At 67.5% G+C, this 26,385-nt stretch carries 16 protein-coding genes, 1 tRNA gene, 1 pseudogene and 1 CRISPR repeat array; of the genes and pseudogenes, 7 read left to right on the forward strand and 11 right to left on the reverse strand.

Annotated features, from left to right (window positions below):
- Nucleotides 1-24: 24 nt before the first annotated feature.
- From ABZ297_RS16025 to ABZ297_RS16035, 3 genes are all read left to right on the forward strand, one after another.
- Nucleotides 25-633 carry a helix-turn-helix domain-containing protein gene (locus ABZ297_RS16025; RefSeq protein WP_355345696.1) on the forward strand — a complete coding sequence of 203 codons (609 nt, stop codon included), beginning with the start codon at nt 25-27 and terminating at the stop codon, nt 631-633.
- Nucleotides 634-947: 314 nt separating this feature from the next.
- Nucleotides 948-1,229, forward strand: a complete 282-nt coding sequence (locus tag ABZ297_RS16030; RefSeq protein ID WP_355345742.1) for a TniB family NTP-binding protein — start codon at nt 948-950, stop codon at nt 1,227-1,229.
- A gap of 179 nt (nt 1,230-1,408) precedes the next feature.
- Nucleotides 1,409-2,020, forward strand: a complete 612-nt coding sequence (locus tag ABZ297_RS16035) for a hypothetical protein (protein ID WP_355345699.1) — start codon at nt 1,409-1,411, stop codon at nt 2,018-2,020.
- A gap of 237 nt (nt 2,021-2,257) precedes the next feature.
- Here ABZ297_RS16035 and ABZ297_RS16040 read toward each other — a convergent pair.
- From ABZ297_RS16040 to ABZ297_RS16065, 6 genes and pseudogenes are all read right to left on the reverse strand, one after another.
- Nucleotides 2,258-2,367 (reverse strand): annotated as a pseudogene (locus ABZ297_RS16040).
- A 1,010-nt stretch (nt 2,368-3,377) separates the two neighbouring features.
- Nucleotides 3,378-3,719 (reverse strand): hypothetical protein, encoded by a 342-nt coding sequence (locus ABZ297_RS16045; protein WP_355345702.1) that lies wholly within the window; start codon nt 3,717-3,719, stop codon nt 3,378-3,380.
- A 185-nt stretch (nt 3,720-3,904) separates the two neighbouring features.
- Complete coding sequence (locus tag ABZ297_RS16050; RefSeq protein WP_355345705.1) at nt 3,905-11,431, reverse strand: RHS repeat-associated core domain-containing protein; 7,527 nt, start codon at nt 11,429-11,431, stop codon at nt 3,905-3,907.
- 475 nt (nt 11,432-11,906) lie between these two features.
- Nucleotides 11,907-12,335: a type I-C CRISPR-associated protein Cas5c gene (cas5c, locus tag ABZ297_RS16055; RefSeq protein ID WP_355345708.1), complete on the reverse strand. Its 429-nt coding sequence runs from the start codon at nt 12,333-12,335 to the stop codon at nt 11,907-11,909.
- On the reverse strand, nt 12,332-14,506 hold the full coding sequence (cas3, locus tag ABZ297_RS16060) for a CRISPR-associated helicase Cas3' (protein WP_355345711.1): 2,175 nt from the start codon (nt 14,504-14,506) through the stop codon (nt 12,332-12,334). The genes cas5c and cas3 overlap by 4 nt, the downstream gene beginning before the upstream one ends.
- A 433-nt stretch (nt 14,507-14,939) precedes the next feature.
- Nucleotides 14,940-16,793: direct repeats of the CRISPR family, unit length 37 nt; unit sequence GTGGCGGTCGCCCTCCGGGGCGACCGAGGGTCGCAAC.
- Between the two features lie 272 nt (nt 16,794-17,065).
- Nucleotides 17,066-17,137: transfer RNA gene (locus tag ABZ297_RS16065), tRNA-Arg, on the reverse strand.
- Between the two features lie 114 nt (nt 17,138-17,251).
- Here ABZ297_RS16065 and ABZ297_RS16070 point away from each other — a divergent pair.
- A complete protein-coding gene (locus ABZ297_RS16070; protein ID WP_350811893.1) occupies nt 17,252-17,641 on the forward strand; it encodes a response regulator in 390 nt (129 codons plus the stop codon).
- A 42-nt stretch (nt 17,642-17,683) separates the two neighbouring features.
- Here the strand turns inward: ABZ297_RS16070 and ABZ297_RS16075 are convergent, their stop codons facing one another.
- Nucleotides 17,684-20,422, reverse strand: coding sequence for an AAA family ATPase (locus tag ABZ297_RS16075; protein ID WP_355345714.1), 2,739 nt, complete (start codon nt 20,420-20,422; stop codon nt 17,684-17,686).
- A 103-nt stretch (nt 20,423-20,525) separates the two neighbouring features.
- Here ABZ297_RS16075 and ABZ297_RS16080 point away from each other — a divergent pair, with 103 nt between their 5' ends.
- The gene (locus tag ABZ297_RS16080) at nt 20,526-21,146 is read left to right on the forward strand and encodes a LysE family translocator (protein ID WP_355345717.1); all 621 of its coding nucleotides are present in this window, start codon (nt 20,526-20,528) and stop codon (nt 21,144-21,146) included.
- Nucleotides 21,147-21,150: 4 nt separating this feature from the next.
- Nucleotides 21,151-21,696 carry a TetR/AcrR family transcriptional regulator gene (locus ABZ297_RS16085; RefSeq protein ID WP_355345720.1) on the forward strand — a complete coding sequence of 182 codons (546 nt, stop codon included), beginning with the start codon at nt 21,151-21,153 and terminating at the stop codon, nt 21,694-21,696.
- 26 nt (nt 21,697-21,722) lie between these two features.
- On the opposite strand, the gene ABZ297_RS16090 is transcribed toward ABZ297_RS16085, so the two are convergent.
- The 4 genes from ABZ297_RS16090 to ABZ297_RS16105 are packed head-to-tail and all read right to left on the reverse strand — an operon-like array spanning nt 21,723 to nt 25,966.
- Complete coding sequence (locus ABZ297_RS16090) at nt 21,723-22,919, reverse strand: hypothetical protein (protein ID WP_355345723.1); 1,197 nt, start codon at nt 22,917-22,919, stop codon at nt 21,723-21,725.
- Nucleotides 22,920-22,928: 9 nt separating this feature from the next.
- A complete protein-coding gene (locus ABZ297_RS16095; protein WP_355345726.1) occupies nt 22,929-23,309 on the reverse strand; it encodes a Rid family detoxifying hydrolase in 381 nt (126 codons plus the stop codon).
- Nucleotides 23,310-23,318: 9 nt separating this feature from the next.
- Nucleotides 23,319-24,401 (reverse strand): alanine racemase, encoded by a 1,083-nt coding sequence (locus ABZ297_RS16100; protein WP_355345728.1) that lies wholly within the window; start codon nt 24,399-24,401, stop codon nt 23,319-23,321.
- A gap of 35 nt (nt 24,402-24,436) precedes the next feature.
- Nucleotides 24,437-25,966 carry an amidohydrolase family protein gene (locus tag ABZ297_RS16105; RefSeq protein ID WP_355345731.1) on the reverse strand — a complete coding sequence of 510 codons (1,530 nt, stop codon included), beginning with the start codon at nt 25,964-25,966 and terminating at the stop codon, nt 24,437-24,439.
- Nucleotides 25,967-26,131: 165 nt separating this feature from the next.
- Between ABZ297_RS16105 and ABZ297_RS16110 the strand changes: the two genes are divergently transcribed.
- Nucleotides 26,132-26,385, forward strand: a 254-nt coding sequence (locus ABZ297_RS16110) for a helix-turn-helix domain-containing protein (RefSeq protein ID WP_355345734.1), incomplete at its 3' end; no start/stop codon positions are given.

Consider the following 26,385-nt stretch of genomic DNA (forward strand, 5'->3'; position numbering starts at 1 on the left):
CATGGCGTGCGGTAGGATGGCGACGTGGAAGGTCATCGCGAACGCAAGAAGGTCCGCACCCGCCGTGCGCTGCTGGAGGCCGCGGTGCGCTTGTTCAGCGAGCGAGGCTACGAGCAGACCACCGTCGCCGAGATCGCTGCGGCGGCCGACGTGGCGCCCCGGACCTTCTTCGCGTACTTCGCGAGCAAGGAGGATGTGCTCTTCCTGCACGCCGAGGATCGCGGGCAGGCCATGCTCGACGTGATCGCCGGGCGGAAACCGGGAGAGCCCCTGGGGGATCTGCTGAGCCGGATGTTCGAGGCCCTGGTGCGCAGCATGGCCGAGGACGACGAATTGAACTTCGCGCTGTCGCCGCTGCGGGCCAGGCTGATGTTCGCCGAGCCCGCGCTGCGGGCCCGCGGGCTGGCACTCATGATGGAGGCGCAGCCCATGCTGACCGAGGCCCTGTGCGAGGTCTATCCCGAGCTGGATCCCGTGTCGGCCGGAGCGGCGGTCGGGAGCTTCATGGGCGCGCTGACGGTGGCTGGGCTCATCGCCCAGCAACAAGGCGGCTCGAACGAGGACGTCCTGGCCGCCGGACGGCGGGGGATCGAGATCGCGGTCAACGGGCTGTCAAGCCTCGACGGTTCCTAACGCGTGGCCGGGCTCCTCATGAGTTCTGGAGTAAGCCATCCGGCAGACTCCGTGGTGGGTAGTGGCTGCCGACAGGTGAGCACTTTGGGTTCCTGGACGTTGAGTCCTGATGAAAGATTGTGCCCCCTACCGGTGGGCCGGGAGAGTTGATCGCTGATGGGATGTCGTTCCCGCCCGCATACGGCGTGAGCACTGCTTCATTAGGTCGCTGATGGTTCTCCCGCAGGCCGCCGACCGTGGCAACGGAGACGGGAGAGACCTTGCGAGTGTTCGTGGGCGATGACTGGGCCGACGCACACCACGATCTGGAGCTGATGGACGCCTCAGGCAGGCGGCGGGCCAGGGCTCTGCACACGTTGCTGGACTGGCCGGCCAAACAACGGATGCCGAACCTGCTGGTGATCGGGCCGACCAACAACGGCAAGTCGATGATCGTGGAGAAGTTCCGGCGCTCCCACCCGCCGGTCTCGCACCCGGACCGGGAGGAGATTCCGGTGCTGATGGTGCGACGCCTATCTGGCGATTCGCTCCGACGACCAGTTGGAGAGCCGCTTCGCTCCCTTCCATCACCGATACACCCACGGTCACGCAGGTGAACGACTCAAAGATCTACCGATGTAGTACAGGGCACCGTCGACGTCGCCTCGATCCGAATCTGGCTACGCGACCCTGTCACCTGACCTACGGGATAGGTCCTGTCGGCAGATGCCCGTCAACAACCGTTCGAAGCCGCACGGATCCCTTTAGGTCTTGTCCAACCTATAGCGTCTCCCCCATGCCGACCCGACGCCTGGCCTTTGCGGCTCCGCTTGACGAAGACAGCGAGGTCGAATGGGATGCGGACGGGGGATGGTGCCGCGTTGCACCCAAACACCCGTTTGTCGTATTCGCCGTTGAACAAGGATGGAAGCCGCTTCAGCTGCCCGAGTGGTATGACGATGGCGACCGCGCAGCGTGCGACTGGCAGACCCCCGATAAGGCATTCGTTCGACTGACCCTGGACACGATCATCGCAGTGAGCCATGTCGAATTGTGGGGCGACTCGATTGAGAGGACGGAGGCGGTGATCCGGGCGGGTTGGGAGTGCAAAGCCTATGGCGACGTACTGTCCGCACTCGGCCACCTGGATGCGCTTGGCGCGGCGCAGGCCAAGCAGGAACTTCGGCGCCTCGCCGTGACCGGCCCGCGAGACCCGGACACGCGAACTGTTGAGGTGGTCGAGGCCGCCGTTCGAGACCCAGGACCAAAGATCCGTTCGGAAGCAATGAAGGTCGTCCTCTACCTCAAGTGGCAGGAGCTTCGCCCTAGTGTGGAACACGCCTTGAGCCTCGATCCCGACGATGTCACCGCATCGAACGCCCTCTTTCTGCTGGACCTGATGAGGTAGACGGCGAGCGACTGACCGTCAAACCGACCATCGCGGTGATCTGGTCAGCACGGATCCGCCAAGATTGTGATCCACAGGGCCAGCCGTACGGCTGGCCCTGTCTCGTTGATCAGTACGCGGGTGGTACGTGATCATGGGCATCCGCTTGCCGTCAGTGGCAGTCGGTGGCACACGCCGGAAACACAAACGACCCGCGTTTCCGCAGGTCGTAAGGTGTTTTGCTATGTAGATCGCGAGTGCCCCCTGCAGGATTCGAACCTGCGCACCCGGCTCCGGAGAGGATTGTATGTTCGCTCGCAGACATCTTTCTGACCAGGCACAATGCAGAGATGTCACTCGATCAAGGCCATGGATGGCCCACACGTGGCCCACGATCATGCAGAGAGCCTCCTGTTGACGTGGTTTACAGCGGGCGCGAAGCGCATCATGGGCTTCAACCCGCGGCGGTAGTGGAATGCTCTGCGTTGTGATCGCCCCCGGCCAGGAGGTTCCGCGTGTTCCACAAGATCGTGCGAGCCCTCACCCAAACCGCTGCAGACCAACGGCAGGCAAGCGAGGCCAGCGAGTCGCTGATCAGCTCTACCGGGTCAGCCGCATCGTCGGGCAGAAGTATCGCCTCATCCGCTGGGGGTTCTGGCTGCTCCTGAGTGGAATGACGGCCACGGTGAGCGCTGGAACTCCCCGAGGCGGGGCCGGTGGAGGTGAGCGTCAGCATGGCGGCCGCCGCGTGAGCGGTGCCGCCGAGAACCAGTCGATTGGACACGCTCCGACGCGAAGGGCGGCGCCTTGCGGGGGGATTGTTCTCGGCTTGCAGTGGTCCGGGCGCTCTGAATCGCTTGGTCACGAGCCCGGGACACGGACGTTCAAGGGTGCAGAGGGTCGTGTGGGCGGGTGAGGGCCTTGATCCATGCGACCCTCACCCGCGTTCCTGGTGCTATTGGGTCGACGGGAGAACCAGATCGAGGGTCTGGTGTTTCTCCTGCGGTCACCCGGTACGGAGTGGCCGAGTCGAAGTCGGAACCACCGCCGTACCAGCCGTTCGGCGGCCTGTACCAGATCTTGATGTCCTGGGTGGCGAGTCCCGCGAAAGTATAGCTGTCGCTCCAGTGGCCCCCGGCGAAGGTGTCAGGAGTCGCGAAGTCGCCGGTGCGCGCGTTCAACGCCTGAACGTCGAACCGGTACGTAGGGCTGGCCATCATGTGTAAGCAGCCGGCCCGTGAGCGTGCCGGAAACCCCGCGATGGCGGCGCGTGCGGCAGGAGATCGGTAGCGCTGCCCAAGCTCGACTTCCCCGGACGTCGTGAAACTTGACAGAAACCTACAGAAATCAGCAACAAAAGATCGCTACATTAGTCCGCTCATTCGCCTGTGCGGTACACGTCGAGGACGACAAGCGCTTCCGGCCTCGCCTGCGCCGTCGCCTCGGCGATGGCTTTCTTCTTTTTCAAGTCCAGCCCGCTGGACTCGAGAACAAAATCTACACTACTGAGCGATAGTTGCGTGGCTTCCCACTTGTTCGACTCCATCTGCATCCACGCGGGCAATCGTTGCGCAACCACCGTCCACCCCCGCGTGCCGAGAAGATCGCCCGCTCTTGCAAGCTGCCCCTCAGCATTACCAGCATCCACCTTTACCACCAGGGTTTCCGTTATTGTGGTGAGCCCATCCCAGTATTCCTCGGTGGTGGCTTCAGCTAACACCTCTCCTATACCACGGACATCCCGGATGGCACTGGGATCGACCCGTAGCCCGCGAGGAAAGAGTTCCGACCGGCAAGCAGTAAGCGTGAGAAGTACAGCGAGCAGGAGTGCGATATTGCCGACACCAAATTTTCGCCGTCCGCTATACCCATACATTCGCATCCGAACCAATCCCTCTGCCGGAATCACCAGTCGCAGTCGTCCGCGACACATCGCCAGTACTCGTCAACGATCTTAAATGCTTCGCCTCCGAGCATGAACTTCCTCCGCTTTTCTGTGTTCTCGTTGGGAGCGGCGCCCCCCTCAAGGAATCGCCTTTGCTTGTCTCCGCTACCAGAGCATCCGCAATAAGCCAGAGTCGCCTCCCAGTCGTTGATCGGGCGAGTCTTTCCAGTTTGTTTGTCAGTTATGCGAATCGTAGCCTTCACATCCCGCAGACGCGCAGCGGCCAAACGAATGGCCATCGCATGATTGTTGACTAAAAGGTCTGCCGTGAGACGGTCACTCTTCGCGTAACCCTGAAGGGCTTTGTCGTTCTTATAGTACTTTTTCAAGAGAGCCTGTGCTCGGTATATCTCCAACTGAGACATGCCGAGGGAGAGCTTGTTCGAAAAATGACTACCCTCGGCCAGAAGATTCGCCCCGAGGCCGGTAGTTGGCTCCAAGTGCATGTTCTCGTAAATGAGAACAGCCAGCAGAGCATTCCTGTCGACGCCATGCTCCTTTGCGGCCTTCCTGATAATTCCTTGATACGGCAGGAGCTTCTTGTATATGTGGTAGTACGACCGCTCGGGAGCTCCCGCAAACCCTCCTCCGGAAGGCGCTCCGACACCCAGCAACTCCTCTTCCGAGATCGAAGGATTGATGAAGTTTATCCAAGAGGCGAACATCGTGAATTCCATACGTTCTTCGGCACTCATGCCCCAGAAGCCCTTCGGAGCCCTCATTCCATTCGACATCACACCGATTCGTTTCGCTTCTTCGTCGTCGAAAGCGGGAAGATGCGGCAGGATGAAGTTTTCGAAGTACCACTGAGGGTCAGTTTCGGCGACAGCCGAAAAGTCAGCGGCACCGCAAATATCGAGACCAGGACCGCTGCAACCAACCATTCCGCCGCCGCCACCGCCGAACCCGCCTCCGATGACGCGGCCGCCGTCTCCGCCACCTCCGCAGATGGCGACGTAACCGCTGCAGATGTCCCCGGAGTAGCCGCCGGAGGTGTCCCCCCAGCCGGATCCTCCGTTATTCCAGGAGTTGGGGACGGTGTCGTGGCCGGTCGGATCCACATTGCTGAGAGGCGATGCGTTGGCGTAGGTGTAGCGGTTGGCTTGGACCGACGGGTTCGGATTCAACGTTGCGGTGTCGCGGGTGGTGAAGGTGCCGGTACCTGGTTGGTACCAGCGGGCGTGCATGTTGACTTTGCCGGTGTCGGGGTCGGTGTATTCGCCTTGGTAGCCGAGGTTGGCCTTGGCCCCGGTTTGGGCGGTGATGGTGCCGAACGGGTCGTAGGCGGTGGTGGTGGCCAGGTTGGTGGTGTCGTAGGTGGCTACGAGGTCGCCGTGCAGGTCGGTCATGGTGGCCAGGGCGGGGTTGGTGCCTTCCTGCTGGCCGAGCAGGGCGCCGAAGGCGTCCCGTCCGTATTTGGCCTGGATGCCGGCGCTGGTGTCGCTGATGGCCGCGAGGTCGTTGGCGAGGCCTGCGTAGGCGAAGGTCTGCTTGGTGGCGCCCTTGATGCGTGAGGTGACGCGGTCGAGGGCGTCGTAGCTGTAGAGGCTGTCGCCGTCGGCGATGAGGCGGTCGAAGGCGTCGAAGGTGAGCTGGGTGGTGGTGCCGTTCTTGGTCTCGGTGGCCAGGGTGCCGCGGGGGGTGTAGGTGTAGTCGGTGCCGTCGCCGGAGGTCAGGCGGTTGCGTTCGTCGAAGGTGTAGGTCTTGTCGCCGGCCTTGGTGCGGTTGCCGGCCGCGTCCCAGCCGTAGGTGGTGGTCGCGCCGCCAGGGGCGGTCCACGAGGTCAGACGTCCGGCGTGGTCGTAGGTGTAGGTGTTGGTGCCCGCTCCGGCCGTCCCTGCGGTGGTCTTGCTGGTGAGGCTGTCGTCCTTGTCCCACCCGTAGGTGATCTTGGCGAGCTGGGTGCCGGAGCTGCCGCCCTTGCGCAGAGTCTGGGTTTCCAGCCGGTCGACGGCGTCGTAGGTGAAGATCTGAGTGTCGGTGGTGGTCGTGCCCTTGGCCGCCGTCAGCGAGGCGAGGTTGTTGGCCTTGTCGTAGCCGTAGGTGAGCTTGCGGCCGGTGACCGGGTCGGCGGCGGTCGCCAGACGGCCCGCGTTGTCCCAGGTGAACGTGGACGTTCCGGCAGCATCCACGCGCTGCGTCGGGTTGCCCAGTTCGTCGTAGGTGTAGGCGGTCTGCTGGGCCGAGGAGCGGGTGATGGCCAGGGGGAGGCTGCGGTCGTTGTAGTCCACGGTCAGGTCGCCGATGGCCGTCTGGTGTCCGGCCAGGTCGTAGCCGAAGGTCCGTTCCGCGCTGGCCGCTCCTCCCCCGGCTCCGCTCTCCTTGGTGAGACGTCCCAGGTGGTCGAAGGTGCGATCGATGCGCACACCGCCGGGCTGGAGCTCGGCCACCGCGTTGCCCGCCTGGTCGTAGACCGCGGTCCAGGTCCGGTCGGCGGCGTTCGGGTGGGCGGTGGTGGACGGCTCGGTCACCGTCTCGACCAGGCCGAGGCTGTTGTAGCTGGTCCAGGTGGCGTTGCCACGTCCGTCGGTCAGCCGGGTGCGGGCCCCGGTGGCGTCGTAGCCGAAGCTGGTGGTGATCGACTCGCTGTCGGAGACCGGCTCTACCAGCGACGTGACACGGCCTAACGCGTCGAAGGTCTGCTTGGTGACGTGGCCTTCGGGCGAGGTGGAGCTGGTCGGGTTGCTAGCCGGGTCGTAGCCGACGCTGGTGGAGCGGACCGTGGCGCCGGTGGAGTCCAGGTCCTTGGTGCCGATCTTGCGTCCGGCCAGGTCGTATTCGGCGGTGGTGGCGTTGCCGCGTGCGTCGGTGGTCTTGACCAGCCGTCCGGCCAGGTCGTAGTCCATGCTCGTCTTGTTGGTGGCCGGGTCGGTCTGCGAGGTGACCTCACCCGCGGCGTTGACCTTGTAGTCGGTCGTCTTGTTCCCGGGGCCGGGTGCCACCGTCTTGGTCAAGTAGCCGGCCTCGTTGTAGGTCATCGTGGTCGTGTAGGACGCGCTAGCCGGCTTGCGCTCGACCTCGGTCTGGGTGACCTGACGGCCCAGGTCGTCGAACGTGGCCTGCACGCGCGCGCCGTTCGGATCGACCGCGGCGAGCTTCTCCCCGACCAGGTCATACTCGGTGATCCAGCGGCCCGGCGTCTGACCGTCGGGGGCGGGGTCGGTGACGCGGACCTGGCGGCCGAGCTGGTCGTAGTCGAACGTGCGGACGTAGCCGCGCGGGTCGGTGGTGGAGATCAGCTGGCCCGCCTTGTCGTAGGCGTTCCTGGTCGTCGGGATGACGGCCGTGCCACCGGGAGGCGTGTAGCTGGGGGCGCTCTGGCCGGTCAGACGCCCGGCCTTGTCGAAGGTGGACGTGAGGGTCCGGCCCTCGGCGTCAGTCGCGTGCGTCTTGGCGCCGAGCGTGTCATAGCCGTAACGGGCGGTCGGCCGGCCTGTGTTTACCGCACCGGCCTTGTCCACCTTCACCTCGGGCCCGGTCGCCTCCACCAGACGGCCCAGCAGGTCATAACGCAGGGCGGTGGTGAAGTCAGCCTTGTTCGCACCGGTGACGTTGCCACGCGGATCGGTACGAGCCGTGACCAGCCCACGGTCGTCGTAGTCGGTGGTGGAGACCAGGTCCTCGGCACCATTCTCGACGGTCTCCTTGGTGGGCTGGTTCGCCTTGTTATAGGCGTACTCCTTGATCTCCGCGCGAGTGCCATCGCCGCCGGTCAGGGTGGTCTTGAGAGTATTGCCGTTGGCGTCGTAGACGAAGGCCGTCTTGCGCTTCAAGCTGGTCGGGTCGAACAGCTGAGAGGTCAGACGGCCTGCGGCGTCGTACTCGAACTCGGTCGTCGTCTTGGTGTCGCCGCCGGTGACCAGCTTGGTCTCGTTGCCTGCGTCGTCGTAGGTGTGATCCTCAAGCGTCACGTCCCCGGGCGTGGTGGAGCCGTTCAGCTTGACGTCGTCGCCGATCTTCTGGGCGAGCCGGTTGTCATTGAAGTACGTGTAGGACGTCTTGCGTCCCATCGCATCGACCTGCGCGGCCAGTCGCCCGCCCGGGTCGTAGGAGAAGGACTCCAGCACCACGTCCTTGGCGGGCTGCGGATTGACCGGGCTACCAGTCCAGGCCTTCAGCGTGCGCGAGGCGAGTTCACCGCGCTTGCTGTAGCCGTACTCCACGATCGATCCGCGGGCATCGGTCGTGCGGGCGAGCAGGCCGAGCGGGTTCCAGTCCTGCCGGACGAAGCCGCCCTCCGGGTCGGTGACCGTCTCCACCTGACCATGAACGTCATACGTGTACACAGTGGCCCGCGCAGCGTCACCACCTGTCAGGTCAGCGATGGTGTCGCTGAGCTTGTTGCCGTCCGAGTCGTAGGCGAAGGTCGTCCGCTTGGTGTGGGTGACGCCCGAGATCTCGTTTTTCACCCCCGGCTCGGTCAGCATCAGCGGGCGGCTGAGCGCGTCGTAGGTGAATGTCGTTGTGACTCCGTCGGGATGTGCGGACGAGACCTGTGTCGTGTTGATGACCCGGCCGAGGGGGTCGTACTCCAGCTTGGTCACCAACCCTGTCGGATCGGTCTGCTCGGCGAGGTCACCCGTGGCGGTGTATCGGTAGTTCCAGACGCTGCCGCGCGCGTCGGTCTTGCTCTTCGTCAGACCGGCCGGCGTGCTTCCGCCTCCGACTGCGGGCTCGGTCCCGTCGGTGTAGGCCACTTCGGTGGATCGGCCGCTGGGGAAGTCGGGAGTGGCGGGTGTTGTCTGCTTGATCTGCTCGCCGTACTGGTTGTACTCGATGGTGGTGAGGTACGTGGTGTCGGTGGCGCTGGATGAGCGTGCGTCCCGGGACTTGACCAGGCGGTCGTTGCGCGCGTCAAAAGGATCGTCCTTGTTGACGTAGTACTCCGAACGGACCGTCTGGCATTTGCCTGCCTCGCGGCAGGTAGTGGTGGCCAGCGTGTTGCCGCGGCTGTCGTTGGCTAGGGTGACGCTGTTGTTGTTCGGATCGGTCACCTGGCTGATGAAGCCGCCGGTGTCGTAGGCGAAGCTGGTCTTCTTCTCGAGCTGGTCGATCTTGGCGGCCAGGCGGTAGCCGCGCCAGGCGTCGTAGGAGTACTTGAGCGTGTTCGTCTGCGGGTCGGTCATCGTGACCGTGGACAGGCCGGTGGTGCCGTCGTAAACGGGCTCGGTGAGGGTCCAGGTGCCGCCGTGCTGGTCGGTGTGGGTCTTGAGGCGGTCGGTGGCGCCATCGTAGGTGTTTTGCGCCCATACTCGACCGGACGGCAAAGTGATCTTGTTCAGCAGGTGGAGCGCCGGACCTCGTGCCGCGTAGTGATCGTTGACCTGGTCGATGTCGAGCGCCTTGTCGTACACGGCGACCTCGTCGATTTCTCCCTTGAACAGGAAGGTGCTGTACACGGCCTGGCCGGGCGAGGGCGCTGCGGGCCAGTCCTGGGTGAAGTGTCCCTGGCCGATGCGGGCGTATTCGAGCCACGTCTCCGGGTTGGGCTGGGAGCCCGTACGGGTGGCCGCTCGCTGTCCGTCGAGGTAGATCGTTTCCGTGGGGCCGTCGCCGGTCAGCACGACGTGATGCCACTGGCCGTCGTTGACGGTAGCGCTGGTGGTCATGACGTTCGCTGGGGTGGCACCACGGTAGAGCTGCCCACGTAGCTTGCCGTCAGTGCCGACGTACAGCAGAGACGGGATCGGCTCCTCCGAAGGCGCACCCCCCGAGTAGCCATAGCTTTCACGGGTGTCGCGGGCGGAGATGAGCACGCCGGAGCCGGTGGTCTTGAACCACATCTCCACGGACATCCGCATATGCCGCGACGCCAGAGCGTTGCGCGGCAGGATGACGTAGTTCGACATCTCGATCTCGCCATCCAGACCGATGGCGGTATCGGCCGATCCGGACAGCGGTGACGGGCGCCCACGGGTGGTCACGTTGTCGTAGATGGCGGTGCCCGAGGTACCAGTCAGGTCACGGGCTGCCTCAGTCGCCGGAGGCTGGCAGACCGCCGCGTCGGGATTCCACCTGCACTCTACCGGTTGGGACCAGCCCGACCCGGACCCGCTCTCACCCAGACGCCAGTACCCCGTCGGGTCAGTGTCCAGCACACGGTTCTTGTACTGCGAGCCCGTGGTGTAGCCGTAGGTGGTGCAGTTCGGCGCAGCAGCTGGTGAACAAGCCTTGACGAGCTTTTCGCCCTCGTAGTGGTACGTCCAGGTCAGCGGGCTGCCGTCGACCGGGTCGGTGGACACCGACCCGACGTGCGCACCGGACCAGGTAAAGGTGAGCGACCGGCCTCCCGTGGCGGTCACCTTGGTGAGGCTCGTTCCGGTGTAGGTGAGATCCTGAGCCCGCCCCCGAGCATCGACGATCTTCACCAGACGACCCTGCGCATCGAAGGTATACGTGGTGGAGGCCTTGTCCATGAGCCGCCAGCCACCACCCGCATTCTCAGCCAGGGTGGCGTGCATGCCCGGCGGCGGCTGGTAACCTCCACCGCCCTTGGCGATGAAACGCAGCACCTGCCCCTGCGGATACGTGACCAGCAGAGAATCGACGCCAAGGCTCATCTCGCGCTGGATCCGCATGTCCCATCGCGTACTCCAGCCCGCCCCGAAGATGCCGCTTCGCCGCGGGTCGAGGCTGTTGTACCAACGAGTGACCGACAGCCCCGGACCGACCGTGGCGACCTGGGCATCCGTTTCCGTGGTGGTGTAGTTCCCGGACAATGCCTCGAATTCCTGGCCGTCGGGACCAGGCGCTCCCAGCGTGGAGGTGACGACGGGCTGCCGGATACCGGTCGTGAAGCAGTTGAATTCCCAGTTTTCCGTGTTGTCGTAGTACCGGGCGCCGAACTTAACGCAGTATTTCTTACCCCATTCAAGCTTCCCAGCCGGAGTCTGCCAGCTTCCTTTCCGGCTCCAGCCCGACTCTGCACAAGGAGTCGTCGTGAAGTCACCGCAGTACAAAGTGAAGGAGTAATCTAAAGCGACGCCACCGTTGAGCCAACCGGAGATGCGCGACTTGGCGGTCATCAGGGGCGTCAAGGTGCTGATCAGGGCTTGATCTTGAGGGTACGCGTTGAAGGTGGAGACGCACTCCAACGTACATCCGCCGCCCGATACCAGCTGCGCCCGAGTTGTGGCCGCATCGTACACATCGGCCTTGTCCTTGCGCTCTGAATGCGACCGGCCCTCGGGCGGCGACCAGCTTCGACCCTTGCCATCGAAGGTTCGCCCGTCCGGGCTCAGCGCTTTCTTCGGCCACGAAGGAGACTGACCAGGGATACCCGCCTTCGCACCCGTGACCGCAGAATCCACCAGCGACGGAAGATTGGTCGTCGAGCCGACCATCTGCTCTGGGGTGTCCACGGCCGATGACGCAGCCGTCACCGAGACCGCCATCGCCGCAGTCTGCGGAAGCACCGATAACTGGAGCAAGCCCGGAACCAACACCGTCAACGCGCCAACCGCGATCCGATGCTTGTGCTTGACCAAAGGCAGGCACGACCCAACGCGGCGCATACGCCGTCACACTCCGAACCACGCAGGGCGTCATTCAACGCCGGACGAAGCTCCACCCCACCCGGCACGAACACGGGTTCCTGACACGTGCGGTCCGGAGCATGTTGCCAAACGGGCAAAGCGTAACTTCCGCCCGAATCGACCACAAGATCCAAATAAGTTATACATAAGTCACGGAAGGTGACTTACCGCACCAGACCGTCACCTTGGCCCAACTCTCGGCGCCTCCCATTCCCAATCTGTTCCCAGAAGCCGCTGGACGACTGCCCCTCTTACTGTCACCGCAGGTCAGGGGCACCATGGTTTCCCATTGCGCGTCTGACTCCTAAGCAGAGGTCCCAGGTTCGAGTCCTGGTGCAAGTACGTCGAACGGCGGGCTTCGTCCCCAGGAAAGCGCGCTGACGAGCGTGATGAGTAGAGGCGGCCGATCCTGCGCGGGTGGCCGTTCCTATGTCGACAGGAGCGAACCTGAAGGGCATCCTCTGCGTACTTCCTGGCGTCTGGGCGTCTCATGGATGCGGTAGGCGACCTTGCGCAGGCACACCATGTTGCGCTGGTCGCGGTCGGCCTCGGCGTCGAACCGCACGGTGGTGTCGGTCATGGCCTCGCGCACCCAGGCCAGCGTCAGCATGGAGGAGACCTCGTTGCGGCGGAATGACGCCCATCGGATGGGCTCGAGAACGTCGATGCGCTCTATCTGGTAGCTGAACTCCGGCTTCCAGAAGATCGCCTCCAGTACGCCCTTGGCGGCCGACGGCGTCATGACCGGGTAGCTCATCCGCTCCGTCTTGAACTCCGGACGGGTGAAACAGGCGTATGGCGCCTCGACCTCCACGACGAGCGGCGGTGGCGGATGGTGAACGCGACGGGTGGTCAAAACACCAGCTCCTGAGGGTCGGGAGAGGTCATGTCGATACCTCGATGCGGGTGGTAGTCGCCGAGCCATTCGATGAGATCACCGACGACAGCGGTGGCTAGTCCTTCTTCCAATGCCTTACGCGCGGCACCTCGTGGCAGCGTGGCCAGATAGGGACGCAGGGCGCGCAGCTGGGCGCCTGCTCCCGGATGGCCGGCACGCAGGTGGGTGAGGATCCGGTCCAACTTCTCGGTGTCGCCGTAACGCACCGCCACGGGAACGGTCCATTCGTCGATCATGCGGAACAGCTCGGCCACGCGGGGGAAGTCATGAGCTTGACGCCCCTGCTGGATCTCCCAGCCGGCCGCCTCGACGTTGTGGAAATCGAACCTGGCCTTGTAATAGGCCTGCAACGCGTCCAGATCGTCCGGCGGGCAGTGCGCGCCGAACCTGGCACGGGTGGCTTCTAGCGCTGCGCCATAGAGCATGTCGGCCGCCTTGTTGCCGTCCTCAGGGTCGAAGATGGTGACCAGCCCATACGGCAAACGCCCGCTGCGGTTGACACGCCCAGCGGCCTGCTGAAGAGAGTCAGCGGAAGCAATCGCTCGAAACCCGGCGGGGAAGTCGAGGTCTACTCCTGCCTCGACCAGCTGGGTGCTCACCACCGCGATCGGCTCCTCTTCGGCAAGGCACCGCCTGATCTCGTCCAGGGTGTCGCGCCGGTGGGCGGCTGCCATCCGTGTCGACAGGTGGAGCGCCGGGCGGTGCCCTTCGACAAGCTCATGCATCCGGGCGGCGTCCCTGGTGGTGTTGACCACCAGCAGGACCTGTGGCTCCGCCGCAGCCTGCTCGGCAATCTGCGCCATCGTCGGCTTGGGATCCAGCAGCCACCGGTAACGCACCCGGTTCAGCGCCTTGTACAGCGGCTTCGGCTCGGCAATCACATCCCTGATCGGTGTCCCTCTCAGCGGGCTGAGCAGCTCGAACGGCGGCTGAGTTGCCGAGGCCAGCACCACCGTCGCGCCGAACCACTGCGTCAGACTCCGCAGCGCCGACACGATCGGAATCAGCAACCGGTCCGGCAGTGCCTGCACCTCGTCCAGGACGATGACCGAACCTGCCAGCCGGTGCACGCGACGCATCGCCGCGGGCTTGTGAGAGAACAGCGACTCGAACAACCGTATGGTGGTGGTCACCACGAAGGGTGCATCCCAATTCTCTGCGGCCAGCCGTTGCCACCTCCTGTTGGCGGTGCCGTCATCCAGGTCGATGCCGCTGTGGTGCTCCAGCACCACCGGATGCCCGCCCTCGACTTCCAAAAGGTCGCGATAGACCGATGCGTTCTGCTCGGTGATCGACATGAACGGCACGGCGACGATGACGCGCTTCATTCGATGCCGCTGGGCGTGACACACGGCGAAGCCGCCCGCCGCGAGGGTCTTCCCCGAGCCTGTGGGGGCTGGGATGCGATAAATACCACGTGGTCCCTGCGCGGCCTCCAGGCACTGCCTGTAGACGTCCTGACGCAACCCGTCGATCGGTGACTTCGGCCTGTTCTTGAGCAACTCCTGACGCCCCTGATCGAAACGCTCGGCCAGATCAGCAGCAGAAACCGGATGAAAGGGGCGCGCAGCGCCGGCGAAATGCTCCTCAGTGTCTAGAAAATCCGCATCTACTACAGCGCTGTAGACCATGCGAACCAAGAGGTCCAACGCGTACGGGTCGTCATTCGACGCCTCGGGCAGCCAGGGAGGTAGCGCGATCTGCGTCGGCGGATGAATCTCCGGCACGATTTGCCCTACTTGCTGGACGGCCTCGGCGACCAGCGGATCATCGTCTGCGAAACGCAGCTCCTGCTTGAGACGTACGGAGTCAGGCAATCCGCCGTGATGACCGAACACCACGGCCGACATGATGCCGAAGCCCTGCTTGTCCAGCAGCCAGGTACCCGCATGCTTGTGCGGGACGCCCACCCGCCCACCGTGCCCCTCCGCCACGATCAGGCCCCGCTGCCACTCGCATGATCCTTTTCCTACATCGTGCAACAAACCGCAATGAGTAGCCAGTGACCCCGCGTTGAAGGCCTCGCCAAAGGCACCCGCACGCCACGCGGTTCCCCGCAAATGATCGGCGAGATCATGGCGGAGCCTGTCACCGTCCCGGGCACTGTGCGCCCACAAGCGTTCAGCCACGCACTCCCCTTACTTGGAGAATCCCTGCGAGAGCTGAACTTTAGGAGATACCACCGACAGTTTCGCCGCGTTCCGCCAAATATCCGCCAACAACATCGATTACTTCATGCTGGACAGGGGCCAGCCGCTCAGGCGGCCGACCCGACTCTGCACTTCTGTATCCCTCAGACCAACCATGATCACAGCCCTCAATCGGGCTGCCCTTGGACCTGCACGAAGTTCCGGGCGGGGCTCAAAGTGGGTTCTCCTGGCATAGCGTGACGCCTATGGACGCTATCGACAAGTGGCCGCCTGAGCGTGCGGTTCGGAACCTGAAGCACTCACGCGACACGCGATAGGTTCCTAAGGAGTTATCACCCCGAATGCTCCTTGATAAGTGAATACGCAAGTCTTCCTATCGGCGCCGTGAAGGCATAATGCCTGCTCAGACGCCGTGGCGGTCGCCCTCCGGGGCGACCGAGGGTCGCAACTTCCCGGTCCGGGTCCTGTCCGTGGGCAAGGTCCGCTGTGGCGGTCGCCCTCCGGGGCGACCGAGGGTCGCAACGTCCGCGAATGCTGCGATGTCGCCGACCGGAAGCAGTGGCGGTCGCCCTCCGGGGCGACCGAGGGTCGCAACACGTTCTCGCTCGGCACGTCCAAGCCGCGAAGCAGGTGGCGGTCGCCCTCCGGGGCGACCGAGGGTCGCAACTACGTCGGTGCGGGTGCTGCTGCCGGTCGAGGGCTGGCTGGTGGCGGTCGCCCTCCGGGGCGACCGAGGGTCGCAACCTGTCCGCACGCAGGCGGCCCGCGCCCTCGGTGATGTGGCGGTCGCCCTCCGGGGCGACCGAGGGTCGCAACCACGACGGGATGAGCGCGGACCCGATGGCAGGCCGTGGCGGTCGCCCTCCGGGGCGACCGAGGGTCGCAACTCCACGGCGACAAGGCGACCCGGCAGGCGGTGCAGGTGGCGGTCGCCCTCCGGGGCGACCGAGGGTCGCAACTCCAAGCGCATGTATGAGTTCGCGGCCATGCTCATGTGGCGGTCGCCCTCCGGGGCGACCGAGGGTCGCAACGGCCTGCCCGCCAGCGAAACCGACGGGCAGATCCTGTGGCGGTCGCCCTCCGGGGCGACCGAGGGTCGCAACGCCGACGGGTAGGCCGGGTTGACCCCGATCTCCCCCTGTGGCGGTCGCCCTCCGGGGCGACCGAGGGTCGCAACTCCCCCGACGCCTGATCGAGCATCGCGGACTCGAGGTGGCGGTCGCCCTCCGGGGCGACCGAGGGTCGCAACTCCGCGGCCACGGCCGTGGGCGGACAGTCCACCCTCGTGGCGGTCGCCCTCCGGGGCGACCGAGGGTCGCAACCCAAAGCGAAGCTTGACGCCGACTCCTCCGAGGCGCAGTGGCGGTCGCCCTCCGGGGCGACCGAGGGTCGCAACTTGCCCGGTCGGCCGTGCAGGCTCGCGCCCGTGAGGTGGCGGTCGCCCTCCGGGGCGACCGAGGGTCGCAACTGCCCAGCCGCGTACGGGGTCAGGTAGGAGATGCCGCGGTGGCGGTCGCCCTCCGGGGCGACCGAGGGTCGCAACATCACCGAGACCTTGCCGAACGGATTCAAACGCGGGGGTGGCGGTCGCCCTCCGGGGCGACCGAGGGTCGCAACATCCCCGGCATCCTGGCAACCACGCTGTATGTGCACGGTGGCGGTCGCCCTCCGGGGCGACCGAGGGTCGCAACGCATCACCCGGGGAGGGTGGGCTCTACAGGCGGGTGGCGGTCGCCCTCCGGGGCGACCGAAGGTCGCAACCAACCGCAAGCCGATGAGCAGAAGCGCCGGCCGGGTGGCGGTCCCCCTCCGGGGCGACCGAGGGTCGCAACTCCACCAGGGCGTCGGCGAAACTGTCCTTACCGCTGGTGGCGGTCGCCCTCCGGGGCGACCGAGGGTCGCAACATTCCCGAGGTTTGGACCTCGCGAATCTGGGTTGAGGTGGCGGTCGCCCTCCGGGGCGACCGAGGGTCGCAACTTGTCGGTGACGGCGTCGCCCAACAGGGTGGTCAAGTGGCGGTCGCCCTCCGGGGCGACCGAGGGTCGCAACTGCAACCCGGCCGTGATGCGGCGGATCATCTCCGGGTGGCGGTCGCCCTCCGGGGGCGACCGAGGGTCGCAACAAGCTGAAGCGGCCCTGCGTCACCGCAGGTCTCCCGTGGCGGTCGCCCTCCGGGGCGACCAAGGGTCGCAACCATGTAGTCGGCCCATTCCGCGGCAACGCGTTCGGTGGCGGTCGCCCTCCGGGGCGACCGAGGATCGCAACTTTGGCTTCCTGCCCATGAGCTGGCCATGTACAGGGGACGAGGAGTTCGACCGCTTCCAGCTGCCCCCGCTCAACCCCCTCGTCCAGCTCATGGGCAACAGCAGCCCAACAGCTGTCTTCAGGCATGGATCGGACCGACCATGGCTGGCCCACAACTGGCCCACAACCAGCGAGCTTCAACGAGAACGGGCGGGACTCCGTGAGACTGGAGGCCCGCCCGCTTCTACGATATTTGCCCTGGTCAGCGGCCGAAACCGCTGGTCAAGATCGAGTGCCCCCTGCAGGATTCGAACCTGCGCACCCGGCTCCGGAGGCCGGTGCTCTATCCCCTGAGCTAAGGGGGCTCGACGAGTGATAAGGCTACCAGCATCCGCCCACTACTCGGGACAGCGAAAAAGTCCTGGCCACATCCTGCGAAAACCGCACGTGACCGCTCGGCTACGGGTAGCTTTGCGGCCGTGGGTGACGTTCTTGGCAGAGTACTGGTCGTGGACGATGACGAGGTCATCCGTCAGTTGATCGCGGTGAACCTGAGCCTGGAGGGCTTCGAGGTCGCCACCGCCACCGATGGGCAGGATTGTCTCGATCGGGTGCTCGAGGTGAACCCCGACGTCATCACTCTGGACGTGATGATGCCGTGCCTCGACGGGTGGGTCACGGCGGAGCGGCTGCGGAACGATGAGGCGACTCGCCACATCAAGGTGGTGCTGATCACCGCGCGGGCGCAGGATGACGACAAGAGGCGCGGACGGCGCATCGGGGTCGACGCCTATCTGACGAAGCCGTTCGACCCCGCTGAGCTCATTCAGGTGGTCAGAGATCTGGCCGCTGGCACGTACGTCCCCTGAGCCGCCTCGCGCCCCCCGAGCCCGGCTGCTGTTCCTGAGTTGTCAGGTGAGGAGGCCGTGTTGGCGGGCGGCGGCCGCTGCCTGGGTTCGGGTGGAGACGTCGAGTTTGCCCAGGATGTTTGAGACGTGGACGCTGACCGTCTTCTGGGCGATGAACAGCCGGTCGGCGATCTCGCGGTTGGTGAGGCCTTCCGCGACGAGGCGGAGCACCTCCCGTTCGCGGGCCGTCAGGCCGCCGTCGCCGTGGCCGCCGGTGAAGCGGGCGCGGCGGCCGAAGTCCGCCAGGGCCTTCTCCAGGGGCGCGGCTCCGAGCTTGCCCGCCGCCTCGCGGGCCAGGTTCCACTCCGACTGGGCCGAGGCGCGGTCGCCGGACGCCAGGAGTGCCTCGGCGAGGCGCCAGCGGGCGCGGGCCGTTTCGTAGACGAAGCCGTAGTCGAAGGCCTCCACCACCTTCCGGCACAGCTCGACGTCGAGGCGGCCGTGGACGCGATGCCACTCCGCCTCCACCCGCAGCGCCCACGCCTGGCCCTCCGGGCCCATCTGGCCGCGCTGGCCCACCGGGCCGGATGACACCGCGTAGCGGGCGCGCTCCGCCAGGTCGTCGGCGCCTTCGGTCGTTCCGAGCTCAGCGAGCGCCCACAGGCCGGCGGCCGCGACGCGTAGGGTGCCCGCGCCGCCAGGGCCCAGCGCGGTCAGGGCGGCGTGGACGTGGTCGAGTGCCCCGGCCGGGTCGCCCTGCCAGAGGGCGTGCTCCGCCGCGAGCCCGCGCGACATGTAGAGGGCGAGCTCGTCGGACCAGAACGGGCGCAGCCACGACAGGCGGCTCTCCACGGCCGGCAGGCCGCGGGCCACCTCGATGAACAGCGCGAAGGACGACAGGATCGCCTCGTGGATCGTGCCGACGCGGGCGCCGAAACCGGCCGCGACGGCCTCCGCCTGGACCCACTCCCCCGCCACATAGTGGATGAGGAAGCGAAGGAAGCGCAGGTCGGTGCCGTAGGTGCTCCATTTGAGGCCGGTTTCGACGGCCATCTGGATGCCCTCGTCGGCCACCTCGGCGGCTTGGGCGAGCAGGCCCTGCTCGTAGTGGATGCGAGCGTGGTGGAAGCGGGCGCGCAGGTCCATCGCCAGGTCGCCGCTGCTTTCGGCCATGGCGGTGTCGACGAGGTCGTGGGCGGCGCCCGTGTCGCCCTGGATCTCCTTGTAGGTGGCGAGGATGAGCAGGGCGCCCACCTCGGCGTCGCGCGCGCCCACGGCTCGGGCGGTGTCGAGGGCGCGGCGGCCGAGTTGCTCGCCTTCCCGATGCCGGGGGCTCCAGGCGATGCTGCGGGCGTAGGTGGCCAGGGCGCGGGCGAGGGCGGCCTGGTCGTCGGACGCCTCCACGGCGCGCTCCGCGGCGGCGATGGCGCCGTCCTGGTCGTCGAGTTCGATGAGGTAGTAGGCGAGGCGCTCGCTCACCTCGGAGGTCTGGGGCAGGGCGCGGAGCTGGGTGACCGCGCGGTGGTTGTCGCCGCTGTCGGCGGCCATGACGGCGCTGCGGAAGGCGAGGTCGGTACGCGACTCGCCGACCTGGGCGGCCGCGTCGTCGACCCGCTCCCACAGGCTGAGGGCCTGGTCGTAGTGGCTGTGCGCCTCGGCGGGGGCGCCGAGGCGTTCGGCGAGCCGCCCGGCCTCGACGGAGGCGCGCAGCGCCCCCAGGAGGTCGTGACCCGCCAGGTAGTGGTAGGCGAGCTCCGCCGGTGAGGTCAGCAGCCGGGCGAAGTCGGCGTGCAGCCTGGTGCGCTCGCCGGGCAGCAGGTCGGTGTAGACGGCCTCCTGCAGGAGGGCGTGCCGGAAGGCGTAGCCGTACCCGTCGACGCGCAGCAGGCCGCGCGAGACGATCTCCCGCACCGCGTCCTCGAACTCGGCCAGGGGCAGCCCGGACACCTCGCGCAGCAGTTCGTCCTCGACCCGGCGGCCGGCGACGGCGGCGGCGCGCAGCACGCGCTGGCCGGCCTCCGACAGCACTTCGACGCGCGACATGAGCAGGCTGGCCAGCCCGTCGGGCAGGCTGTCGCCCTCGGCCATGGCGGCGAACAGCTCTTCGGCGTAGAAGGGGTTCCCGCCGGCGCGCGTGACGATCATGCCGAGCTCTTGGGCGTCGACATCGCCGAAGGTCGCGACATAATCTGCCATCTCGCCAAGATCCAGCGGCCCCAGCTCCACCGCCGTCACCGCGGGCAGCCGCTTCAGCTCGGCGAGCACCGAGCGCAGCGGGTGGCGGCGGTGCAGGTCGTCGGTACGGTACGTGCCGGCCACGCATACCTGCTCGGCCTGCACCATGCGGCTCAGGAAGACCAGCAGGTCGCGGGTGGACCGGTCGGCCCAGTGCATGTCCTCGATCACGAACAGGACGGGCTGTATCTCGGCGAGCAGCCCCAGCAGGGACCCGAACAGCCGCTGCTGGGTGAGCCCGGCGGAGGGCGCCGACTCCATCCCGGGCAGGAGTTGGCCGAGCATCGGATGGGCCGCCGCCGCCTCGCGCACCGCGGGCTCGGCGCCACGCAGCGCGTCGGCGAGCGGCAGGTACGGCAGCGTGTCGCCCAGCTCCGCGCACTGCCCCACCAGCACGTTGAAGCCGCGTTCGCGAGCCGCGCCGACCAGCTCGGTCACCAGCCGGGTCTTGCCGATGCCGGCGTCGCCGCCGACGAGCGCCACCCCGGCCGTGCCGGACGCGGCCGACTCGAGCACGCGCACGAGCCGTGCCAGCTCAGCAGTACGCCCGACGAGAAGACCGTTCACGGCAGACACTATGCCATGCCCCACCGACCTTTCCATTGGTCCACGAACAGCACCCGTGATTGGCCTATATGAACGGACCAATGCATACATAGGCTGACGATTTGTGATCTCGCTACCGACGTTCGTCCTGTTCCTGGGCGCCTCGCTGGTCCTGGTGCTCATCCCGGGGCCGAACCACTTCTACATCGCGGCCAGAGGGCTCGCCCAGGGCAGGCGGGCCGGCCTCGCCAGCGCGTTCGGGGTGGAGGCCGGCACGCTGGTGCACATCGGGCTCGCCGCCGCCGGGCTCTCGTACCTGATCACGAAGTCCGCGACGCTGTTCGCGATCGTCAAGTGGGCCGGCGTGGCCTACCTCGTCTATCTGGGCATCCGGGCGTTCACCGGCAAGGAGAACGGGGACGCGGCGCAGGCTCCGCCTCCGCAGCCGCTCGGCAAGGTGTTCCTCGAAGGAGTGCTGGTGAACGTGCTGAACCCCAAGGTGACGTTGTTCTTCCTGGCGTTCCTGCCCCAGTTCGTCCGTCCGTCGGCGGGGTCGCCGGCGTTGCAGGTCTTGCTGCTCGGCGTCGCGCTGCTCGTGCTGGGGCTGATCTTCGACCTGGTGTACGCGTTCACGGCGGGCGCGCTGGGCAGCAGGCTGGCCGGCCGGGCCAGGGCGCTGCGGCACTTCAGCGGCGTGGTCTACCTGGGCCTGGGGCTGGTCACGGCGCTCGCCGGGAGAAAATGACCGCATGGCGCCGAGGAAACAGCAGGAGATCTTCGATGCGACGCTGCGACTGCTCGCGGAGAAGGGGTACGACGGACTGACCGTGGAGGGGGTCGCCGAGCGTTCCGGCGTCAACAAGACGACGATCTACCGGTGGTGGCCGTCCAAGGCGGCGCTGCTCGGGGCGGCGCTGGTGGAGGCGGACGTGCTGGGCTTCGAGCCGCCTGACACGGGCAGCCTCCGCGGCGACCTGGTCCAGCTGGTCGAGGGCGTCAGGCGGCTGCTCACCGAGCCGCCGGCCAGGGACATCGCGGTCGCCGCGCTCGCCGCCGCCGTCGATCACCCGGAGCTCGACGGACGCCGCTTCTTCGCCGACCGGTTCGTCCGGGAACGGGAGATCTTCGAGCGTGCGGCCCGCCGGGGCGAGCTGAGGGACGGGATCGACCCGATGCTCGTGGTGGACCTGCTGGCCGGGGCGGTCTGGGTCAGGGCGGTGTTCAGGGGCCTGCCGCTGCCGGACGGCTTCGCCGCCGACGTGGTGTCGGCGGTGCTGGACGGCGTGACCCCCTAGATCAGGCCGGCCTCGGCCGGAGGCGCCTAGGGAGCCTCGGCCAGGGCGGCGGGGATGCGGTCGAGCACCGGGTACGGCACCAGACCGTAGGCGTAGAAGTCGACGGCGTGCGCGCCCGCGGCCTTGGCCCCGCGCGCCTTGGCGACGAGCCGGTCGGCGGAGTCGCTGTCGGGGTGGCCGGGCCGCAGCACGGCCCGCACCTCCCGGTCCTTGCCGACGGAGCGCAGGTAGGCGCCCACGTCGTCGGCGACCCGCGCGGCGTCGCGGGCGTAGGCGAGCACGCCGAAGCCGGGCACCAGGTCGCCGAGCGCCACCAGGTCGACGCCCAGCTGCCACGCGTCGTGCGCCGCCAGCCCCGGCGAGGGCAGCCCGTCGGTGTAGCCCTTCACGGCCCCGGTGGAGTCGATGAAGACCAGCTTCGAGCCCTCGCCGGCCACGGCGGAGGCGACCTCGGAGACGAGCGTGGTGACGGTCTCGGAGCGGGCCCGGGCGTAGGCGACGACCTCGGGCCCGGCGTACGCGGTCAGCGCGGCCCTGGTGACCTCGCCCTGCGCGGGCGGGTCGCCGTCGAACACGCCACCGACGATCCTGGCGCACTCGTCGCGCGCGACCTCGGCGTTCACCCCCAGGTCGGTGGCCCTGCGCATGCAGTAGTCGCAGAAGCAGAGCCCGAACAGGTACGCGTCCATCGGCCCGAGCGGGACGAAGGAGCGTTGCGGCTTGAGCGGCCTGAAGTGCAGCGACTCGGCGACCACGCTGTCGACGCCGAGCCTGGCCACGGCTCTGGCCAGGGCGACGGCGTACTCGCGCACGTCGGGGTGGGCCGGGCAGAGGTCGGTGAGGGAGCCGCGGTCGCCGAAGCAGTCGCGGACGGTCACGTCCGGATGTTCGGTGCCGATCGTCGCGTTGCGCAGGAAGACGGTCCATCCGTGGAGCTTGAGGGCACGCTGGGAGCACGCCTCGCGCAGGCCGTCGAGCGCTTGGAGGTGGCCGGGCACGGGAGACAGCCGCAGCCCCGAGAAGAGGTCGTCGGGCGGGACGAAGTGGGCGCCGTCGTGGCGGACGGTCAGGCGGGACAGTCCGTGCGGGGTGACGTCGCGGGAGCCGTGGTGCACGACGCCGACGGTGATGCCCGCCACGCCGTACCCGCTGATCCTGTCGAGCACCCGCTCGACGCCCTCGTCATGCAGGTCCTCGACGAAGACGTACACCGAACTGTCCACGGACCGACTTTACGCGCTCTTGAACGCCACGAAGTCGATCTCCACCAGGATGTCCATCAGGTCGGAGCCGACGGTGGTGCGGACCGGATAGGGCTGGCTGAAGTACGACTTGTACACCTCGTTGTAGGCGGCGAAGTCGCGCTTGAGGTGCTGCAGGTGGACGGTGGACTTGACCACGTCGTCGAAGCCCAGGCCGTGGGCGGCGAGGATGGCGCCGAGGTTGCGCATCACCTGGTGGGTCTGGGCCGCGACGTCCTCGCCGACGACCTCGCCGGTGGCCGGGTCGAGCGGGCCCATCCCGGACGTGTAGACGAAGTCGCCCACGACGAGCCCCTGCGAGTACGCGCCCACGGGGGCCGCCCCCTCGGTCGTCCTCAATTCCTTCTTCATGAGATCTCCCTAGAAGTCGCCGAAATGCGTATTTATCGTGCCGACAACGCGATAGTCCCGATCGACCACCGGGAGCCTCCGCCACTTGTCGAACGCCGTGCAGGGGTGCGAGACGCCGAACGCCACCAGCTCCCCCACCCGCAGGTCGCCGCGGACCACCGTGTGCTGGTCCTGCATCTTCAGCACGGTCACGCCGGGACGGCGGGGAATCGGCAGGCCCTCGTCGTAGGGCGCGTCGCGCTTGCCCAGCCCGATGATCGCCAGGCCGGGCTCGGGCGTGGACAGCACCTGTGCGAAGACCTCCAGCGCCGGGCGCAGCTCGCCGTCGATGCGGTTGAACGGGGTGCGCTCGCGGTAGTAGCCGTCGTCGTGGGTGACGTACGCGCCGCTCCGCAGCAGGATGCGGGCCTGGGTGGCGACCAGCTCGCGGCCGATCACGTCGAACCACTGGCTGCCGCCGATCGACAGGATCGGGTTCCTGACGCGCAGGTACGCGACGGCTTCCTGCAGCAGATCCAGATATTTCCGGACCTCCTCCGCCGTCTTCAGCGCCCCCTCGTACCCGGCGACCCCGGCCAGCTCCACGCCCGACGTGCGCTGCACGTACCCGGCCAGCTCGACCAGTTCCTCCACCGTGCGGACCCCGGCACGCCCGCCCTCGTGCCCCAGCTCCACCAGCACCCGGAACGGACGCGAACCGGCGTGCCCGGCCAGGATGTCGACCCCCGCCGCCGAGTCGGCGAAGCTCAGGAACTCGAAGCCGGGATGCGCGGCCAGCTCGGCCGCCGCCCACTCCAGCCCGGCCCGGTCGACCACCTGGTTGGCCACCATGACCCGGTCGACGCCGAACCCGCGCACCAGCCTGGCCTGGCGGGTCGTCGCCACCGTCAGCCCCCAGGCGCCCGCCGCCAGCTGCGCGGCCGCGATCTCCCCCGACAGGTGGGTCTTGGCGTGCGGCGCCAGCTCCAGGCCGTGATCACGGGCGAAGGCCGCCATGGTGGCGATGTTGTGGCCGAGCGCCTCCTGGTGCACGACCATCAGCGGAAAGCCGAGCTCTCCGTCGAGCACGGACCGGCCGAGGACTTCCTGCACGACACCCCCCTTGTACGGGTCCGACCCTATCCTCATCAGTGCGGCCTGATCGCACGGCCGGGGGTGGCTCCCGTCAGTTCGCCGCCCGTCAGCACCGGCACTCCCGACACCAGCACGTCGTCGACCCCTCGGGCAGGCGTGCGGGGTACGGCGTAGGTCGCCTGGTCGGCCACCGTGGCCGGGTCGAACACCACCACGTCGGCCGCGAAGCCGCGCCGCAGCAGCCCGCGGTCGTCGAGGCCGAACCGCCGCGCCGGGTGCGAGGCGAGGTGGACGGCGGCCTGCTCCCACGTCCAGTCGCCGAGCTCGCGGACGTGCTGCCCGAGGAAGCGGGCGAACGCCCCGAACCCCCGCGGATGCGGATGCCCGCCCACGTAGATCCCGTCGGACCCGCCCGTGTGGGACGGATGGCGCAGCATCCGCCGCACCGACTCCTCCCCGGCGGGCCCCTCGTCGGGCCTGGCCGACACGCAGCCCGCCTCCAGCCTGGTCTCGATCAGCAGCCTGCGGCAGAACTCGGCCGGCTCCACGCCCGCCCGCCCGGCCGCCGCGACCATGGTCAGGCCCTCGGCCCAGTCGAGGCCGGGCGCGTGCGAGATGGTCAGCCGGGGCCAGGTGCCCTCCATGCCGGACCACCAGGCGTCGAGGTCGGCCTCGGCGAGCATCTCCATGGCCCGCTCCGGCTCGGCCCCTGGCACCTCCGGCGGCAGCACCACCATCGCCAGGATCGTGTTGCCACGCAGGTAGGGGTAGGTGTCGAAGGTCAGGTCGACGTCCTCGGCGAGGGCCTCCTCGACCAGGGGGAGCAGGACGTCCGCGGGACCGTGCAGGTGGGAGACGTGCACCGCGGCGCCGGACCGGCGGGCGATCTCGACGACCTCCGCCATGCCGACGCCCGCCCGTTCGCCGTACGCGCGCATGTGGGTGACGTACGGCAGCCCGCCGAGCGGCTCCGCCAGGGCGGCCAGCTCCTCGGCGGTGGCGTAGCGTCCGGGCAGGTACTCCAACCCGGACGACAGGCCGACCGCGCCCTCCGACAGCCCGCGCTCGACGTGGGCCAGCATCCCGGCCAGCTCCTCGCGGGTCGGCGCGCTGGGCGAGGGGCCCATGACGTCGTAGCGGATCGTGCCATGCGGCAGCAGGTAGGCCGTGTTCAGCGCGACCGCGCGGTCGTAGCCGCCGAGCAGGCCGGCCACCGTCAGCGGGCCCTCGCCCAGCGGCCCGTTGACGGCCGCGAAGTAGCGCGAGGCGTAGGCGACGGTCGCGGCGGAGCCGGGGGCGAAGGACAGGCCGTCCTGGCCGAGGATGAACGTGGTCACGCCCTGGCGCAGCGCCGCCAGCTGCACCGCCGGGTCGAAGACGGCCGCGTCGCCGTGGGCGTGGCAGTCGACGAACCCCGGTGACACGTACCGGCCGGCGGCGTCGATCTCCGTCGCGGCCTGGGCGCCGGGGAGGCGGCCCACGGCGGCGATCGTGTCGCCGCTGATCGCTACGTCGGCCCGGTACGGGGGCGCGCCCGTGCCGTCGAGCACCTGCCCGCCTCTGATGATCACATCGAAAGCCACTCCAGGATTAAACCCGATGCGGCAGGCGTGGTGTGGTGCCCGGACGGCGTGGCGCGATGGTCACCGGGCTTCCGGGTTCGCTAGTGGCCCGTCACCGAATCTCGGACGGGTAATTGATCTCCGGCCGTAAACCCGCCAGGCTGGCTGCCTCTTCAACGTTGGGAGGTGGTCGTGGCTCGCCGACCGGAAGTGTTCGTCCGGCCGTTGACCATGGAAGAAGGCCGCAAGCTGCAACGGATCACGCGGAGCGCGAAGGATCCGGTCAAGCTACGGCGGGCGATCGTGGTGATGATGTCCGGCCAGGGCCAAAGCGTCCCGGACATCACCTCGTTGATGCAGGTCAGCGACGACTACGTACGCGACGTCATCCACGCCTTCAACGACAAGGGGTTCGACGCGCTCGACCCAAAATGGAGCGG

This window comes from Nonomuraea sp. NPDC005983, from assembly GCF_040614375.1.
Taxonomy (GTDB): Bacteria; Actinomycetota; Actinomycetes; order Streptosporangiales; family Streptosporangiaceae; genus Nonomuraea.

Coding starts and splice junctions, on each gene's coding strand:
- ABZ297_RS16030 (WP_355345742.1), top strand. CDS start 948: ATGGACGCCTCAGGCAGGCGGCGGGCCAGGGCTCTGCACACGTTGCTG.
- ABZ297_RS16095 (WP_355345726.1), bottom strand. CDS start 23,309: ATGAAGAAGGAATTGAGGACGACCGAGGGGGCGGCCCCCGTGGGCGCG.
- ABZ297_RS16035 (WP_355345699.1), top strand. CDS start 1,409: ATGCCGACCCGACGCCTGGCCTTTGCGGCTCCGCTTGACGAAGACAGC.
- ABZ297_RS16085 (WP_355345720.1), top strand. CDS start 21,151: ATGGCGCCGAGGAAACAGCAGGAGATCTTCGATGCGACGCTGCGACTG.